13 protein-coding genes are annotated in these 15,011 nt (G+C 68.8%); 5 read left to right on the top strand and 8 right to left on the bottom strand.

Annotated elements, in window-relative coordinates; all coding sequences use genetic code 11:
• Nucleotides 1-66 precede the first annotated feature (66 nt).
• Nucleotides 67-438, top strand: a complete 372-nt coding sequence (locus tag ACE3QP_RS14975; RefSeq protein ID WP_374437282.1) for a BlaI/MecI/CopY family transcriptional regulator — start codon at nucleotides 67-69, stop codon at nucleotides 436-438.
• Nucleotides 431-1,972 (top strand): M56 family metallopeptidase, encoded by a 1,542-nt coding sequence (locus ACE3QP_RS14970; RefSeq protein ID WP_374437280.1) that lies wholly within the window; start codon nucleotides 431-433, stop codon nucleotides 1,970-1,972. Before ACE3QP_RS14975 ends, ACE3QP_RS14970 begins: the two co-directional genes overlap by 8 nt.
• Here the strand turns inward: ACE3QP_RS14970 and ACE3QP_RS14965 are convergent, their stop codons facing one another.
• The 4 genes from ACE3QP_RS14965 to ACE3QP_RS14950 form a co-directional block, all read right to left on the bottom strand.
• Nucleotides 1,973-3,331 (bottom strand): DUF3422 domain-containing protein, encoded by a 1,359-nt coding sequence (locus ACE3QP_RS14965; RefSeq protein WP_198112513.1) that lies wholly within the window; start codon nucleotides 3,329-3,331, stop codon nucleotides 1,973-1,975.
• Between the two features lie 61 nt (nucleotides 3,332-3,392).
• Nucleotides 3,393-3,839, bottom strand: a complete 447-nt coding sequence (locus tag ACE3QP_RS14960; protein WP_374437278.1) for a DUF6265 family protein — start codon at nucleotides 3,837-3,839, stop codon at nucleotides 3,393-3,395.
• 15 nt (nucleotides 3,840-3,854) lie between these two features.
• Complete coding sequence (locus ACE3QP_RS14955) at nucleotides 3,855-4,670, bottom strand: LytR/AlgR family response regulator transcription factor (protein ID WP_374437277.1); 816 nt, start codon at nucleotides 4,668-4,670, stop codon at nucleotides 3,855-3,857.
• A gap of 13 nt (nucleotides 4,671-4,683) precedes the next feature.
• The gene (locus ACE3QP_RS14950; RefSeq protein ID WP_374437275.1) at nucleotides 4,684-5,736 is read right to left on the bottom strand and encodes a sensor histidine kinase; all 1,053 of its coding nucleotides are present in this window, start codon (nucleotides 5,734-5,736) and stop codon (nucleotides 4,684-4,686) included.
• Nucleotides 5,737-5,783: 47 nt separating this feature from the next.
• On the opposite strand from ACE3QP_RS14950, the gene argH reads away from it, so the two are divergent.
• Together argH and dinB are read left to right on the top strand one after the other, a co-directional pair.
• The gene (gene argH, locus ACE3QP_RS14945; RefSeq protein ID WP_374437273.1) at nucleotides 5,784-7,184 is read left to right on the top strand and encodes an argininosuccinate lyase; all 1,401 of its coding nucleotides are present in this window, start codon (nucleotides 5,784-5,786) and stop codon (nucleotides 7,182-7,184) included.
• Nucleotides 7,177-8,382 (top strand): DNA polymerase IV, encoded by a 1,206-nt coding sequence (gene dinB, locus ACE3QP_RS14940; RefSeq protein ID WP_374437271.1) that lies wholly within the window; start codon nucleotides 7,177-7,179, stop codon nucleotides 8,380-8,382. Before argH ends, dinB begins: the two co-directional genes overlap by 8 nt.
• 25 nt (nucleotides 8,383-8,407) lie before the next feature.
• Here the strand turns inward: dinB and guaA are convergent, their stop codons facing one another.
• Genes guaA through guaB form a run of 3 tightly spaced genes read right to left on the bottom strand, consistent with a single transcriptional unit; the run spans nucleotide 8,408 to nucleotide 12,762 of the window.
• Entirely contained in the window at nucleotides 8,408-10,012 is a 1,605-nt protein-coding gene (gene guaA / locus ACE3QP_RS14935; RefSeq protein WP_374437269.1) for a glutamine-hydrolyzing GMP synthase, read from the bottom strand.
• On the bottom strand, nucleotides 10,005-11,243 hold the full coding sequence (locus tag ACE3QP_RS14930; RefSeq protein WP_374437268.1) for an MFS transporter: 1,239 nt from the start codon (nucleotides 11,241-11,243) through the stop codon (nucleotides 10,005-10,007). Before ACE3QP_RS14930 ends, guaA begins: the two co-directional genes overlap by 8 nt.
• Before the next feature lie 52 nt (nucleotides 11,244-11,295).
• Nucleotides 11,296-12,762, bottom strand: coding sequence for an IMP dehydrogenase (guaB, locus tag ACE3QP_RS14925; protein ID WP_374437266.1), 1,467 nt, complete (start codon nucleotides 12,760-12,762; stop codon nucleotides 11,296-11,298).
• A gap of 108 nt (nucleotides 12,763-12,870) precedes the next feature.
• On the opposite strand from guaB, the gene ACE3QP_RS14920 reads away from it, so the two are divergent.
• Nucleotides 12,871-13,386: a DUF4124 domain-containing protein gene (locus ACE3QP_RS14920; RefSeq protein WP_374437264.1), complete on the top strand. Its 516-nt coding sequence runs from the start codon at nucleotides 12,871-12,873 to the stop codon at nucleotides 13,384-13,386.
• A gap of 16 nt (nucleotides 13,387-13,402) precedes the next feature.
• Here the strand turns inward: ACE3QP_RS14920 and nadB are convergent, their stop codons facing one another.
• The gene (nadB, locus tag ACE3QP_RS14915) at nucleotides 13,403-15,007 is read right to left on the bottom strand and encodes an L-aspartate oxidase (RefSeq protein WP_374437262.1); all 1,605 of its coding nucleotides are present in this window, start codon (nucleotides 15,005-15,007) and stop codon (nucleotides 13,403-13,405) included.
• Between the last annotated feature and the right edge of the window lie 4 nt (nucleotides 15,008-15,011).

Below are 15,011 nucleotides of genomic sequence, written 5' to 3'. Positions count from 1 at the left end.
TTTGCCCGCGGCAATGGATTTGATTACACCCGTAAACTTAATGCGTTTACATCAGTAATCAATCACATGAAGCTCCCCATCAGCGAAGCCGAGGCCCAGGTCATGGAAGTGCTGTGGCAGCGCGCGCCACAGGCCACCGATGAAATCGCCGCCGCCCTGGCCGGCCAGCAGGACTGGCAGCTCGCCACCATCAAGACCCTGCTGAACCGCCTGCTGAACAAGGGCGCCATCGCCGCGGACAAGGACGGCCGGCGCTACCTCTACCGGCCCCTGCTGGCGCGCGAGGACTGGGTGGGCAGCCAGAGCATCGGCCTGCTCGACCGCCTGTTCGGCGGCCAGCTGGCGCCGCTGGTGGCGCAGTTCAGCAGCCAGAGGAAGCTCAGCGCGGCCGACCGCGCGGCGCTGCAGAAGCTGCTGGCGGAGAGTTGTGATGAGTGAAGCCCTGTTACTGCAGCAAAGTCTGCTGCTGAGTGGCACCGTGGTAGCCCTGCTCTTGCTGCGCCCCTTGCTCAAGCGCTTGGGCGGCGCCCCGGCGCTGTACTTGGGCTGGATGGCGGTGCCGCTGGTGTTGCTCAGCCCCGCCCTGCCCCGGCCTGCGGCCACGGCACTGCCGCTGGCTTACACAGTCCAGTTGGGCGGCTGGTCAGCGGCCGCCGCCACGGCACCCGCTGGCGCCGCCATCCCGACGGCCCTGCCTTGGCTGAGCCTGTGGGCGCTCGGCGCCTTCGCGCTGGCGCTGCTGCTCGCCGGGCGCCAATGGCAGTTCCAGCGCCAGGTCCGCAGGCGCCGCCTGCCGGCGGGGCACAGCCCGGCCTGGGTCGGCCTGCTCAAGCCGCGCCTGCTTCTGCCCAGCGACTTCCGTGCGCGCTTCTCGCCCGAAGAGCGCTGCCTGATCCGTGCCCACGAGCGCGTGCATGCGCAAAGGCGGGACAACCTCTGGAACCTGCTGGCCGCCCTGCTGTGGCTGCTGCACTGGTTCAACCCGTTGGCCTGGTGGGCGCTGCGGCGCTTCCGCGCCGACCAGGAATTGGCCGCCGATGCTGCCGTGCTGCGCGCGCAGCCGGAGCAGACGGGACGCTATCTGCGCACGCTGGCCAAAGCCCAACCCGGTGCGGCGACGCCGCTGGCCATCAGCCCCTTCGCGCCCCATCCCTTGATCGAAAGAATCACCATGCTCCAGTCGCTTTCTCGCCGTGTCGCCCGTCCCTGGCTCGCCGTGCTGAGCTGCCTCGCCTTGCTGGGCAGCGCCTGGGCTCTGACACCCCCTGCAGCGCCGGCATCCGGACCTGCGGGGCAGAGCCTGACCTATGCCGTGAGCAGCTATGTGAGCGATCGTCTGGTGGATGTGCAACGGGTCGAACTGGGCAGCCCGGGCCAGGCCTCCGTGCGCCTCAGCAGCTTCAAGCAGAAGGACTTGCTCGTGACCCTCAGTGGCCAGGCCCAGCAGGCCGACCGCTCACAGCGCGTGCACGCCTATCTGAACCTGGGTTTTCCGAGGGTGACGATGTCAGAGGCCGAAGGCCTCATCAGCGTCGGCAAGCCGCTGCAAATCGCCGTCGACGAGCCCGAGCTGCGCCAGCAGCGGGCGGTGGTGACGATCGATCGCGTGGAACCGGGCCAGGGCGGCCTCAGCACTCCTGTGGACCCGGACCAGTCGGGGGCGGTGGAGCTGGAGCTGCGCGCCTTTGTAGACGGACAGTCCATCGACACGGTGCACACCCGTGGCGACCTGGGTCAGGACACCCGGATCGAATTGGGCCGCGACGGCCCCCTGCCGATCGCCGGAAAGCTGCGCATGCAAGCCCGGCTGCCCGCCTACCTGGACCTGCGCTTCGAGCTGCAGGTCGGGGGCCGCAACTTGCAGCCGCGGCTGATGGTCCCCAACGGTGAGTTGGCCACGCTGGAGTTCAACTCCGAAACCGATCGACGTGTGGTGCGGCTGGAAGTCAGGCCCCGCCGCATCAAGCCCTGATCACTCCCCGCGCCGCAGCCGCCGCAAGCCCCAGGCCACCGCCCCCAGCACCGGCAGCACCGCCAGGGCCACCAGCGCATCGGCCGAGGGCCACCAGGCTGGCAGGCCGGGCAGCTTGGCCAGCGCCTTGGCGCCGTAGCCCACCAAGCCCAGCGCGTAGTAGCTGATGGCGACGACCGAGAGCCCCTCGACGGTCTGCTGCAGCTTCAGCTGCGCCTGCTGGCGCGTGGCCAGGGCGCGGAGCAGTTCCTGGTTGCCCTGCTCGCGCTGCGCCTCGATGCGCACACGCGCCAGGTTCACCGCGCGGTTGATGCGCTCGCCCAAAGCGCCCAGGCGGCGCTCGGTGCTCTCGCAATAGGCCATGGCCGGGGCGAAGCGCCGACTCAGGAAGCCGCTCAGGGTCTGCACGCCCATCATGCGCTGCTCGCGCAGGTCGTCCAGGCGCTGGCGCACCAGGGCGTGGTAGGCCCGCGTGGCGGAAAAGCGGTAGCCGCTGCGCGCGCTGGCGTGCTCCACCTCGGCGGCCAGCGCGGTCAGCTCGGCAAAGGCGGCGGCGTCGTCGGTGTCGGGTTCGTGCGCCAGGGCGTGCACGGCGGCTTGCAGGCGCTGCTCCAGCGCATCGAGCCGCTGGGACTCCTGCTGCGCCAGCGGAAAGCCCTGCATGGCCAGCATGCGGTAGGCCTCGATCTCGCACAGACGCTGCGCCTCGCGCGCGGCCTGGTCGCGCGGCAGGCCAAAGTCCAGCACCACGAAGCGGGTGAAGCCGTCTGGGCCGAGCTGCAACTGGGTCAGCAGCGCGGCATTGCGGGCGTCGCCGATGAAGGCGCCCATCAGCGGGGCGCTGTCATCGCCGCCACCGCCTCGCAAGGCCTCGCGGCATTGGCCGAGCAGCTCGTCGTCGCCGCGCGCGGCCAGCATCAGCACATGGGTGGCGGCAATCAGGCGGCCGGCGTCGGGCTTCTGGAATTCGGCCAGCAGGGCCTGGGGCAGGTCGTCCAGGGTACCGATCTGCTGCAGCGCGGTGCGCGCCTGCAGCGGGTCCTGCGGCCAGGTCCAGGCGCTGAGCGGGCGGTTCAGCTGCCAGCTGACGAACTCGCCATGGCGCTCGAACTTGAGCTCCCAGCCCGGGCCGGGCACGCGGGCATGGCGTTGGCCGGGCAGCGGGTCGGGTGCACCCACCCAGCGGCTGAGCGCCAGGAGCGCGGCGTCGGCGCGCTCGCTGGCCATGTCGGCCAGCGCCCAGTACGACACCACACAGGGCGCACGCGCCGGCAGCGCGGGGCGGGCATGCAGTTCCTGGTGCAGCGGCAGGTCCGAACGGGTCGGGAAGGCGGTCGGACTGGGTACGGGGCGCTCCATGCGCCGATTCTGGGTGCCGCGCGTGAAAACCCGGCGTCAGCGGCCTTGGTGCCTGGGCAATTCAGCGTTCGCCACTGGGTGCGCGCTGGAAGCGAAAGCGCTGCGTGCCTTCGGTGCCTTCCAACTCGGCCACCAAGGCGTCCGGCCCCTCCAGCCGGTAGCGGATGGACTTGGGGTGGTCGTGCTGCGGGTTCTCGAAGCGGGCCGAACCAGTCTCCAGCGCCGTCAGCCGGAACTCGGTGGGTGGGCGGCCCTGGGGCTGGGCCACATAGACGACCGAGCCGTCCTGGCGGAACTCGATGCGCAGGAACTCGAAGCCGACGGCACGCCGCGCGGCACCCTCGCCCTTGAGGTTGCGGGCCACGCCGAGCATCAGGCCACCGGCCGCGTCGGTCCAGCGCTCCTGCAGTTGCAGGCTGCCCAGGCGGCCTTCCCAGTTGCCTTGCATGAAGGCGAGATCGGCAGGGCTGGCGCTGAGGCCGGCGGCGAGCAGCAGGGTGGCGAGCATGGCCGTCCGCGCCGCTCAGCCCGCCAGCGCCCGCAGCGCCTCTCGCACCGCGGCGAGCTGGCGGCGTGACACCTGCAGCCATTCGTTGACGGGCGCCACGCGCACCGACCAGGTCTCGGCCGACTCGAGTTCAGCCGCGCCGAAATCCGCCGGCAGCTCCTCCTCGCCGGGCTGGTGACGCGCCAATTCGCGCACCGCGGCCTTGGCCACTAGGGCGTTGCGGTGCACGCGCAGGAACCGGTGGCCCAGGCGCTGCTCGATGTCGTTCAGGCTGCCGTCCATGACATAGCGGTGCTGGGCGGTGCGCACGGTCAGGTACTTGAGCTCGGCCTTGATATAGAGCACCTCCGACAGCGGCACCCGCAGCAATCGACCGCGCTCGTGGATGCTGAGCGCCTCGCCTTCCTCGGCCTGGCGCGGCTCCAGCTGGGCCGCAGCCTCGCGCTCGCGCAGGCGCTGTGCCACCCGCACCAGGGCGGACTGCAGGCGTTCGGCGCGGAAGGGCTTGGTCAGGTAGTCCACCGCATCCAGGCCAAAGGCCTCGACGGCGTGCTTGGCGTGGGCAGTCACGAACACCACCAGCGGGCTGCCGAGGCGGTGCTGCAGAGATTCCGCCAGCATCAACCCGTCGGGCCCGGGCATCTGGATGTCCAGCAGCACCAGGTCGCAGCCGTGCTCGCGCAGCCAGGTCTGGGCGGCGGAGGCGGTGCCGACCTCGGCCACTACCTCGGCATGGGGGTCGCGGCAGGTTTCGAGCAGCGTGCGCAGGCGCGCACGCGCCAGAGGTTCGTCATCGGCGATCAGAACGCGCAGGGGCGGCTGGGTGAGCATGCGAAGGGCTTCCCTACAGGGGCAAGGTGATGCGGACGCAGTATTGCCGGGGCGAGGCCTCGATTTGCATCGTGGCCGCTACATCGTGCAACAGGGCGAGACGCTCACGCACATTCGCCAGCGCCAGGCCATGCCCGCCCGAACCTGGCGCACCCAGGCTGTTGCAGACCTTCAGCTCAACGCCGCCGGCACGACGTCGCGTGCGAACCCACAACTCGCCGCCTTCCTCGTTGGGCTCCACGCCATAGCGCACGGCGTTCTCCACCAGGGGCTGCAAGAGAAGGGGGGGCACGCGGGCGCCACCGCAACTCGGGTCCAACTCCCAGTGCAGGCGCAGGCGCGCGCCAAAGCGCAGTTGCTCGATGTCCAGATAGCGACGCGCGAGCTCGATCTCGTCGGCCAGGGTGCAGGCCTGCTCGTCGGGTGCCAGTGCGGCCTGAAACAGCTCCCCCAGGTCCTCCAGCACCTGCTCGGCCTGCTGCGGGCTCACCCGCACCAAGGCAATGGCGGTGTTGAGCGTGTTGAAGAGGAAGTGGGGCCGAATGCGCGCCTGAAGCTCCACCCAACGGGCCTGCATACCCATAGGCGCCTGCGCTCGGGCACGCAACACCAGCGCCTGCACCAGCAAGGTTGCCGCGGTGGCTCCACAAGCCGCGACCGCCGAACCCCGAAACAAGCTGACGGGTTCCGCCTGGGCCAAATCCAAGAAGTGCGCACCCAGCCACCAGGGCGCCCAGGCACACAGCGCCCCCAAGGCTCCCAGGGCCAGCCGCACACGCAGCAAGGGCCAGGCGGCCAAGCGCACCTGCAGCCCGCACACCACCACCAACCACGCCATCAGCGCCGGCACGCTGACCGTGCTGGCGCTCATGAAGGCATCCATCCATTCGAGCGGACTGCGCGCCAGAGCTGCCAGCAGCAGCGCCAGCAAACCCTGCACACCCAGAAGGGCGCGCAACACCACGCCCACATGACACAACTCGAACACGGGCAGCACCAACAAGGGTGCGGTACTCGGGGTCACGGGCTCCAGCAGGCTGGAAAGGGGGGCTTCGGTCTGCGTCATGGGGTGATTCCTAGAATCCTAGGCTTCCTTGCTGCCTTCGCGCCTCCATGTCTTCCAACCCCCTGGCCAACAAGGCCCAAGCCTGGTCCGCCCTGTTTGCCGAACCGATGAGCGAACTGGTGCAGCGCTACACCGCCAGCGTCGGCTTCGACCAACGCCTCTGGGCCGCCGACATCGAGGGCAGCCTGGCCCACGCCGAGATGCTGCACGCGCAGCAACTGATCTCCGCCGCCGACTGGACCGACATCCAGCGCGGCCTGCAGCAGATCCGCGCCGAAATCGCCAGCGGCCAGTTCGAGTGGAAGCTGGAGCTGGAGGACGTGCACCTGAACATCGAGGCGCGCCTGACCGAGTTGGTCGGCCTGGCGGGCAAGCGCCTGCACACCGGCCGCAGCCGCAACGACCAGGTGGCCACCGACGTGCGCCTGTGGCTGCGCGGCGAAATCGACGGTCTGCTGGAGCTGCTGCGCCAGGTGCAGGCCGTGCTGGTGGAGCGCGCCGAGGTCCATGCGGACGTCATCGCCCCCGGTTTCACCCATCTGCAGGTGGCCCAGCCGGTCAGCTTCGGTCACCACCTGCTGGCCTACGTGGAAATGTTCGCCCGCGATGCCGAGCGCCTGGCCGACTGTCGCCGTCGGGTGAACCGCCTGCCCCTGGGGGCCGCTGCCCTGGCTGGCACACCCTACCCGCTGGACCGCGAGCGCGTGGCGCGCACCCTGGGCATGGAAGGCGTGTGCCAGAACAGCCTGGACGCCGTGAGCGACCGCGACTTCGCCATCGAGTTCACGCATGCCGCCGCGCTGGCCATGATGCACATCTCACGCCTGAGCGAGGAGCTGGTGCTGTGGATGAGCCAGAGCTTCGGCTTCGTGCGCCTGCCCGACCGCTTCTGCACCGGCTCGTCGATCATGCCGCAGAAGAAAAATCCCGACGTGCCCGAACTGGCGCGCGGCAAGACCGGCCGCGTCTATGGCCATCTGATGGGCCTCTTGACCCTGATGAAGGGCCAGCCCCTGGCCTACAACAAGGACAACCAGGAAGACAAGGAACCGCTGTTCGACACGGTGGACACCCTGCGCGACACCCTGCGCATCTTTGTGGAGATGCTGGCCGGCCTGGAAGCCCGCGCCGACAACCTGCGTGCCGCCGCCCAGAAGGGCCACGCCACCGCCACCGACCTGGCCGACTACCTGGTGCGCAGCAAGGGCGTGCCCTTCCGCGACGCGCACGAGATCGTGGCCCACGCGGTGCGCGTGGCCAGCGAGCAAGGGCTGGAGCTGGCTGCGCTGTCGCTGGCGCAACTGCAGGCCATCGACGCGCGCATCGACGCCGATGTGTTCGGCCCGCTCTCGCTCGAAGGCTCGCTGGCCAGCCGCAAGGTGCTGGGCGGCACCGCGCCCGAGCAGGTACGCGCCCAGATCGCGCGCCACCGCAGCCGGCTTGGCTGAGCGCTGGATCGCCCATCTCGATATGGACGCGTTCTACGCGTCCGTCGAGCTGCTGCGCTACCCGCAGCTCAAGGGCCAGCCGGTGGTCATCGGCGGCCGGCGCGAACACCAGCCGCGCGCCGGGGCCGACGGCCAGCTGCAGTTCTCCCGCCTGCGTGACTACACCGGCCGCGGCGTCATCACCACCGCCACCTACGCGGCGCGCGCCTTCGGCGTGCGTTCGGGCCTGGGCCTGATGAAGGCCGCCGCGCTGGCGCCCGACTGCATCCTGCTGCCGGTGGACTTCGAGGCATACCGCGCCGCCTCGCGCCGCTTCAAGGCCGCCGTGCGCGAGATCGCCCCGGTCATCGAGGACCGCGGCATCGACGAGATCTACATCGACCTGAGCGAGCTCGCCCAGGGGCGCGGCAGCGTGGCACACGACCCGCTGGGTGGGCTGAAGCAGCTCGCGCAGGACATCAAGAACAACGTGCGCGCCGCCACCGCCCTCACCTGCTCCATCGGCCTGGCGCCCAACAAGCTGCTGGCCAAGATCGCCAGCGAGCTCGACAAGCCCGATGGCCTGACCCTGATCCGCCCCGAGGACCTGGCCACGCGCATCTGGCCGCTGAGCGTGCGCGCCATCAACGGCGTCGGCCCCAAGGCCGCGCAGCGCCTGGAGGACCTGGGGGTGCACAGCATTGGCGAGCTGGCCGCCTGCGACCCGGCCTGGCTGATCCAGCGCTTCGGCAAGAGCTACGGCGCCTGGCTGCACGAATCCGCCCATGGCCGCGACGAGCGCCCGGTCGTCACGCACAGCGAGTCGGTCTCGATCAGCCACGAAACCACCTTCGAGCGCGACCTGCACGCGGTGCGAGACCGAGCCGAGCTGGGCGCCATCCTGGACCGGCTCTGCGAGGCGCTCGCGCGCGACCTGTCGAAGAAGAACTTGGGCGCGCGCACCATCGGCATCAAGCTGCGCTTCGAGGGTTTCAAGACCGTCACCCGGGATCAGACCTTGGAGGCCCCGGTGCAGGCTGCCGCCGACATCCGCCGCGCCGCCGGGCTCTGCCTGAAGCGGGTGGACTTGAGCAAGCGCCTGCGCCTGATGGGCGTGCGGGCGGCGGGGCTGGAGGGTGCGGTGCAAGGCCCTGCCAGCGGCCTCCGGGCCCGGCCCAAGGCCCACAAGCCCAGCAATCAATCGCTGTTCGGGGAATGAATAAGGGGCCCGCAGGCCCCTTTGCTCATTCCCACTCGATCGTCGCGGGCGGTTTGGAGCTCACGTCGTAGGTCACGCGGTTGATGCCACGCACCTCGTTGATGATGCGACCCGACACCTTCTTCAAGAGGCCATAGGGCAGTTCGGCCCAGTCGGCGGTCATGAAGTCGCTGGTCTGCACCGCCCGCAGCGCCACCACGTAGTCGTAGGTGCGGCCGTCGCCCATCACGCCCACGCTCTTCACGGGCAGGAACACGGTGAAGGCCTGGCTGGTCAGCTCGTACCAGCTCTTGCCCGTGGCGTCGTCCTTCCAGCCACGCAGCTCCTCGATGAAGATGGCGTCGGCGCGGCGCAGCAGGTCGGCGTACTCCTTCTTCACCTCGCCCAGGATGCGCACGCCCAGGCCCGGGCCCGGGAAGGGGTGGCGGTAGACCATCTCGGCCGGCAGGCCCAGGGCCACGCCCAGTGCACGCACCTCGTCCTTGAACAGCTCGCGCAGGGGTTCGAGGAGCTTCAGGCCGAGTTGCTCGGGCAGGCCACCGACGTTGTGGTGGCTCTTGATGGTGGTGGCCTTCTTGGTCTTGGTGCCGCCGCTTTCCACCACGTCCGGGTAGATGGTGCCCTGGGCCAGCCACTTGGCGCCCTTGTGGCCACGGTCGCCGGCCTTGAGCTTCTCGGCCTCGGCCTTGAAGACGTCGACGAACAGCCGGCCGATGATCTTGCGCTTCTGCTCCGGGTCGGTGACTCCAGCCAGTTCCTTGAGGAAAAGTTCGCTCGCGTCCACCCGCACCACATGGGCGTGCAGCTTGCCTTCGAACATCTCCATCACCGCGTCGCCCTCGTTCAGGCGCAGCAGGCCGTGGTCGACGAACACGCAGGTCAGCTGGTCGCCGATGGCGCGGTGGATCAGCGCCGCTGCCACCGAGGAATCGACACCGCCGGACAGGCCGAGGATGACCTCCTCGTCCCCCACCTGCTCACGGATCTTGGCGACCGCCTCGTCGATGTAAGAGCCCATCTGCCAGTCGCCCTGGCAGCCGGCGATGTCCCGCACGAAGCGGCGCAGCAGGGCCTCGCCCTTGAGGGTGTGCGTCACCTCGGGGTGGAACTGCACGGCATAGAAGCGGCGGCTCTCGTCGGCCATGCCGGCGATCGGGCAGCTCGGCGTGCTGGCCATCAGCTTGAAGCCGGGCGGCAGCGCGCTGACCTTGTCGCCGTGGCTCATCCAGACCTTGAGCATGCCGTGGCCCTCGGGCGTGGCGAAGTCCTCGATCCCGCTGAGCAGCTGCGTGTGGCCGTGCGCCCGCACCTCGGCGTAGCCGAACTCACGGTGGTCGCTCCAGCTCACCTGGCCGCCCAGCTGCACGGCCATGGTCTGCATGCCGTAGCAGATGCCCAGCACCGGCACACCCAGTACCCAGACCTGGGCCGGCGCGCGCAGCTCATGGTCTTCGTAGGTGGAGGCATGGCTGCCACTCAGGATGATGGCCTTGGGCTTGAAGGCCTTGATGAAATCGTCCGAGACGTCGTTCGGATGGATCTCGCAATACACCTGGGCTTCGCGCACGCGCCGTGCGATGAGCTGGGTGACTTGCGAGCCGAAGTCGAGGATCAGGACCTTGTCATGCATGGGAATTCACCTGAAGAGCAGCTTGGGAAGGATGACGGCGCTGGTAGGACAGCGCGAAGACGAGGGCCAGCGCCTGCAGCGCGGCGCAGAGCAGGAAGGGCGCGCCGATGCGCCAGTCGCCCTGCGGCAGGTGCGCCACCAGCGTCAGCAGGCCCGGGCCGATCAGCGGGCCGAGCACGGCCATCAGGCTGTTCAGGCCCGCCACCGCGCCCATCGTGGCGCCCTGACGCGTGGCGTCCACGCTGTTGGAGACGATGCTTTGGATGGCCGCCGACGCGGCGTAGCCGAACACATTGAAGACGATCAGTACCACCAGCATCCAGCCCTGCGGCACCAGGGCCCAGCCAAAGTAGGTCAGGCTGCTGGACACGAGCGAGAGCACGACCAGGCGCGGCGTGGCGAAGCGCTTGAGCAGGCGCGGCAGCAGGAAACCCTGCACCAGCACCGACATGAAGCCGACGGCAAATAGCGACAGGCCGTTTTCCTTCGGCCCCCAGCCGAACTTGAAGGTGGTGAACAGTACCCAGCTGGCATGCAGGATGAACTGCGCCAGGGCCGAGAGACCGATCACCACCACCAGCACGCCCACGTCCTTGAGCTCGCCGAGCTTCTTCAGGCTGCTGATGGGGTTGGCGGTGCGCCAGTCGAAGGCGCGGCGCTTGTCCTGCGGCAGGGACTCCGGCAGCACGAAGTAGCCATAGGCCAGGTTCACCAGGGCCAGGCAGCCGGCGACGACGAAGGGCAGGCGCAGATCAATCGCACCCAGCATGCCGCCCGTGGCCGGGCCGAGGATGAAGCCGATGCCGAAGGCCGCACCCAGCTGACCGAAGCGCTTGGCGCGCTCAGCCGGGGCCGTGATGTCCGCTACATAGGCATTCGCCACCGAGATGTTGGCCTGCATGGCGCCGCTGACGAGGCGAATGGCCACCAGCATCCACAGCGCCGTGGCCGCGGCCGTGACGAAGAAGGACAGCGCCAGCCCACTGAAGCCCAGCAGCAGCACGGGCCGGCGGCCGTACTGGTCGGACAGTGCCCCCAGGATGGGCGAGCCGATGAAGTTGGCCAGGCCGAAGGCGCCGGCCACCCAGAGATAGGCCACCGCGTGGTCGGCCTGGCTGCTGGAGAAGCTGCCCGCGATGGCCGGCAGCACCGGGATGATGAGTCCGATGCTGATCATGTCGATCAGCACCGTGGCGAAGATGAAGGCCATCGAGGCCTGGCGGTTTTGCATTGCTCAAACGACAAGGCGGGGAATGCCCCCGCCTTGTCTGCCTTTCAGTCGCTCACTCCGCCCGGTAGTTGGGCGCTTCCTTGGTGATCTGCACGTCGTGGACATGAGATTCGCGCATGCCCGCCGAGGTGATCTCGACGAACTCCGCCTTCTCCTGCATGTCCTGGATGCTCGCGCAGCCGCAGTAGTGCATCGAAGCGCGCAGGCCACCGGCCATCTGGAACAGCACCTGCACCACCGAACCCTTGTAGGGCACCTGACCCTCAATGCCTTCCGGCACCAGCTTGGAGGTGTTGGGGTTGTTGCCGCCTTCCTGGAAGTAGCGGTCGGCGCTGCCCTTGGCCATAGCCCCCAGCGAACCCATGCCGCGGTAGCTCTTGTAGCTGCGACCCTGGTAGAGGATCAAGTCGCCCGGGGCTTCCTCGGTGCCCGCGAAGGCGCCGCCCATCATCACGGCGTCGGCGCCGGCGGCAATGGCCTTGGCCAGATCGCCCGAGTAGCGGATGCCACCGTCGGCGATCACCGGCACGCCCGAGCCCCGCAAGGCGCTGGCGACGTTGTCGATCGCCGTGATCTGCGGCACGCCCACACCGGCCACGATGCGGGTGGTACAGATGGAGCCCGGGCCGATGCCCACCTTCACGCCGTCGGCACCGGCCTCGGCCAGCGCGCGCGCTGCCGCGGCGGTGGCGATGTTGCCGCCGATGACATCGACCTGCGGGTACTGGCTCTTGACCCAGCGCACCTTGTCCAGCACGCCGGCGCTATGGCCGTGCGCGGTATCGACGATCAGCACATCCACACCGGCCTTGACGAGGCGCTCGACGCGCTCTTCGGTGTCGTCACCAAACCCCACGGCGGCGCCGACACGCAGCTTGCCGTGGGCATCACGGGCGGCATTCGGGAAGCTGGTCTGCTTGGTGATGTCCTTGACGGTGATGAGGCCGCGCAGATCGAAGCTGTCGTTCACCACCACCAGGCGCTCCAGGCGGTGCTTCTGCAGCAGCGCCTTGGCGTCGGCCAGCGAGACGCCTTCCTTGACCGTGACCAGACGCTCCGCCGGAGTCATGATCTCGCGCACCGCCACGTCCATGCGGGTCTCGAAACGCAGGTCGCGGCCGGTGACGATGCCGACCACCTTCTTGCCCTCGACGACCGGGAAGCCGCTGACGCCATGCTGCTGGCTGAGCGCCAGCACCTCATGCACCTTCAGGTCGGGACCGATGGTGATCGGGTCGCGCAGCACGCCGGACTCGTAGCGCTTGACGCGAGCCACCTCGGCCGCCTGGGCGGCGGCCGGCAGGTTCTTGTGCACGATGCCAATGCCGCCCTCCTGGGCGATGGCGATGGCCAGCCGGGCTTCGGTGACCGTGTCCATCGCCGCCGAAACAATCGGCAGGTTGATGCGGATACGGCGCGTGAGCTGGGTGGAAAGATCGGTGTCGCGCGGCAACACCGTGGAGAACGCAGGGACCAACAACACATCGTCGAAGGTCAACGCTTTGCCAAGAAGGCGCATGGGGAAAGCTCCAGACGCAAAGCGGGATTATAGAGAGCACCGCGGGTAAGCCCTGCCGGGGCGGGGTCGGGCTAGACTGGCTGCTCGCTGTTCACCCGCCTGACCACCATGACTGCACTCCGTTCGGCCAGCCTTCTTGCTTTGTGTGTGTTGATGACGCTGGGCTCTGCTCAGGCCCAGGGCCAGTGGAAGTGGCGTGACGCCAATGGCAAGGTGCAGTACAGCGACCGCCCGCCGCCCCAGGGCACGCCTGAGAAAGACATCCTGGCGCGCCCGCTCGGGGCACGCAAACCCCTTCAAATCGTGCCCTTCGGCGTGAAAGCATCTGAGCCCTCAGCCAGTATCCCGGGCGATGCTGCCAGCGCAGCAGCAGCCAAGCGTGAGGCCGATGCCAAAGTGAGGGCAGCGAAGGAAGGTGAAGCCCGCATGAAGGCGGTGGAGAAGCGCAACGCCGAAATTCGTGCGGAAAACTGCGCAAACGCAAAACAACAGTTGGCCACGCTCGAATCAGGCGCCAGGCTTTCCAAAGTCACAGAGTCTGGGGAGCGCGTGCTCCTGGACGATGCTGCCCGCGCGGCCGAAATTCAGCAAATGAAGGCAATCATCGCCTCCGACTGCAAGTAGCATCTGCTGCGCGGGCTCAGCGCCGCGTCGGCGGGATCAGCAAGGTCGGGAAGCTGACCGGCAGCGTGGCCGGGAAGTCCCGGCTGAAGTGCAGGCCGCGGCTCTCATGCCGCATCAGGGCGGAACGCACGATCAGCTCGGCGCAATCCACCAAGTTGCGCAGCTCCAGCAAGTCGCGGTTGACGCGGAAATTCGCGTAGTACTCCAGGGTCTCGGCGCGCAGCAGCTCGATGCGGTGCAGCGCTCGCTCCAACCGCTTGGTGGTGCGCACGATGCCGACGTAGTTCCACATCAAGAGACGCAGCTCGTCCCAGTTGTGGGCGATGACCACCTGCTCGTCGGCGTTCTCCACCTGGCTCTCGTCCCAGGCCGGCAGCACTGCCGTGCTGGCCTGCGCTTCGGCCGCGATGCGTGCCGCGCAGGTCTGGCCCAGTACCACGCATTCCAGCAATGAGTTGCTGGCCAAGCGGTTGGCGCCATGCAGGCCGGTGTAGCCGGTCTCGCCGACGGCAAACAAGCCCGGCAGATCGGCCCGGCCGTCCAGATCGGTGACCACGCCCCCGCAGGTGAAATGCACCGCCGGCACCACGGGGATCATCTGCTTGGCGATGTCGATGCCCAACTTCAGGCAGCGTGCGTGAATCGTGGGGAAGTGGCTCTTCAGGAACTCCTCGCCGAGGTGGCGGGCATCGAGCCAGACATGGTCCACGCCGTGCTTCTTCATCTCGAAGTCGATGGCGCGGGCCACGATGTCGCGCGGCGCCAGCTCGGCACGCTCGTCGTGCTCCGGCATGAAACGGTGGCCATTGGGCAGCTTCAGATGCCCCCCCTCGCCGCGCAGCGCCTCGGTAATCAGGAAGCTGCGCTCCTGCGGGTGGTACAGGCAGGTCGGGTGGAACTGGATGAACTCCATGTTCGCCACCCGGCAGCCGGCCCGCCAGGCCATGGCCACGCCGTCGCCGGTGGCCGTGTCGGGATTGGTTGTGTAGCGGTAGACCTTGCCGGCGCCGCCGGTCGCCAGCACCACGGCCTGGGCGGCCACGGTGTCCACGCGGCCGCTGTCGATGTCGAGCGCGTACACGCCGTAGCAGCGGGTGGTCTCCTCGCGCTTCAGGTGGCGACTGGTGATCAGGTCCACCGCCATCCAGCGCTGGCGCAGCTGGATGTTCGGGTGAGCGGCCGCCTTGGCCAGCAGGGCATCGTGGATGGCCTTGCCGGTGGCGTCGGCCGCGTGCGCGATGCGGCGCACCGCATGGCCGCCCTCGCGCGTCAGGTGCAGGCCCAGCGGACCGGCGTCGTCCTGCGTGAAGGGCACGCCCTGCCCCACCAGCCACTCCACGGCGGCGGCGCTGCGCTCGGCAATGAAGCGCGCCGTGGCCTCGTCCACCAGGCCGGCACCGGCATCGGCGGTGTCGCGCACGTGGGAGTCGATCGAGTCGTCGCTACCCAGCACGCCGACGATGCCGCCTTGCGCCCAGGCCGTGGCGGCCTCGCCGAGTTCGCGCTTGGCCAGCACCAGCACGGGCGTGCGGTCGGCCAGGTGCAGGGCCACGGTCAGGCCGGCCAGGCCGGCGCCGATGATCACCACCGGTGCCATACCGGTCTCAGAAGGCTTGGTCATCGGG

This window comes from Inhella sp., assembly GCF_041912635.1.
In the GTDB taxonomy this organism is placed as follows: Bacteria; Pseudomonadota; Gammaproteobacteria; order Burkholderiales; family Burkholderiaceae_C; genus Inhella.
Note: the sequence above shows the minus strand (reverse complement) of the source record. Positions and strands in the feature narration are given on the sequence as shown.

Coding starts and splice junctions, on each gene's coding strand:
- ACE3QP_RS14955 (WP_374437277.1), bottom strand. CDS start 4,670: ATGCTCACCCAGCCGCCCCTGCGCGTTCTGATCGCCGATGACGAACCT.
- ACE3QP_RS14960 (WP_374437278.1), bottom strand. CDS start 3,839: ATGCTCGCCACCCTGCTGCTCGCCGCCGGCCTCAGCGCCAGCCCTGCC.
- ACE3QP_RS14965 (WP_198112513.1), bottom strand. CDS start 3,331: ATGGAGCGCCCCGTACCCAGTCCGACCGCCTTCCCGACCCGTTCGGAC.
- ACE3QP_RS14950 (WP_374437275.1), bottom strand. CDS start 5,736: ATGACGCAGACCGAAGCCCCCCTTTCCAGCCTGCTGGAGCCCGTGACC.
- ACE3QP_RS14930 (WP_374437268.1), bottom strand. CDS start 11,243: ATGCAAAACCGCCAGGCCTCGATGGCCTTCATCTTCGCCACGGTGCTG.
- nadB (WP_374437262.1), bottom strand. CDS start 15,007: ATGACCAAGCCTTCTGAGACCGGTATGGCACCGGTGGTGATCATCGGC.
- ACE3QP_RS14920 (WP_374437264.1), top strand. CDS start 12,871: ATGACTGCACTCCGTTCGGCCAGCCTTCTTGCTTTGTGTGTGTTGATG.
- ACE3QP_RS14970 (WP_374437280.1), top strand. CDS start 431: ATGAGTGAAGCCCTGTTACTGCAGCAAAGTCTGCTGCTGAGTGGCACC.
- ACE3QP_RS14975 (WP_374437282.1), top strand. CDS start 67: ATGAAGCTCCCCATCAGCGAAGCCGAGGCCCAGGTCATGGAAGTGCTG.
- guaA (WP_374437269.1), bottom strand. CDS start 10,012: ATGCATGACAAGGTCCTGATCCTCGACTTCGGCTCGCAAGTCACCCAG.
- argH (WP_374437273.1), top strand. CDS start 5,784: ATGTCTTCCAACCCCCTGGCCAACAAGGCCCAAGCCTGGTCCGCCCTG.
- guaB (WP_374437266.1), bottom strand. CDS start 12,762: ATGCGCCTTCTTGGCAAAGCGTTGACCTTCGACGATGTGTTGTTGGTC.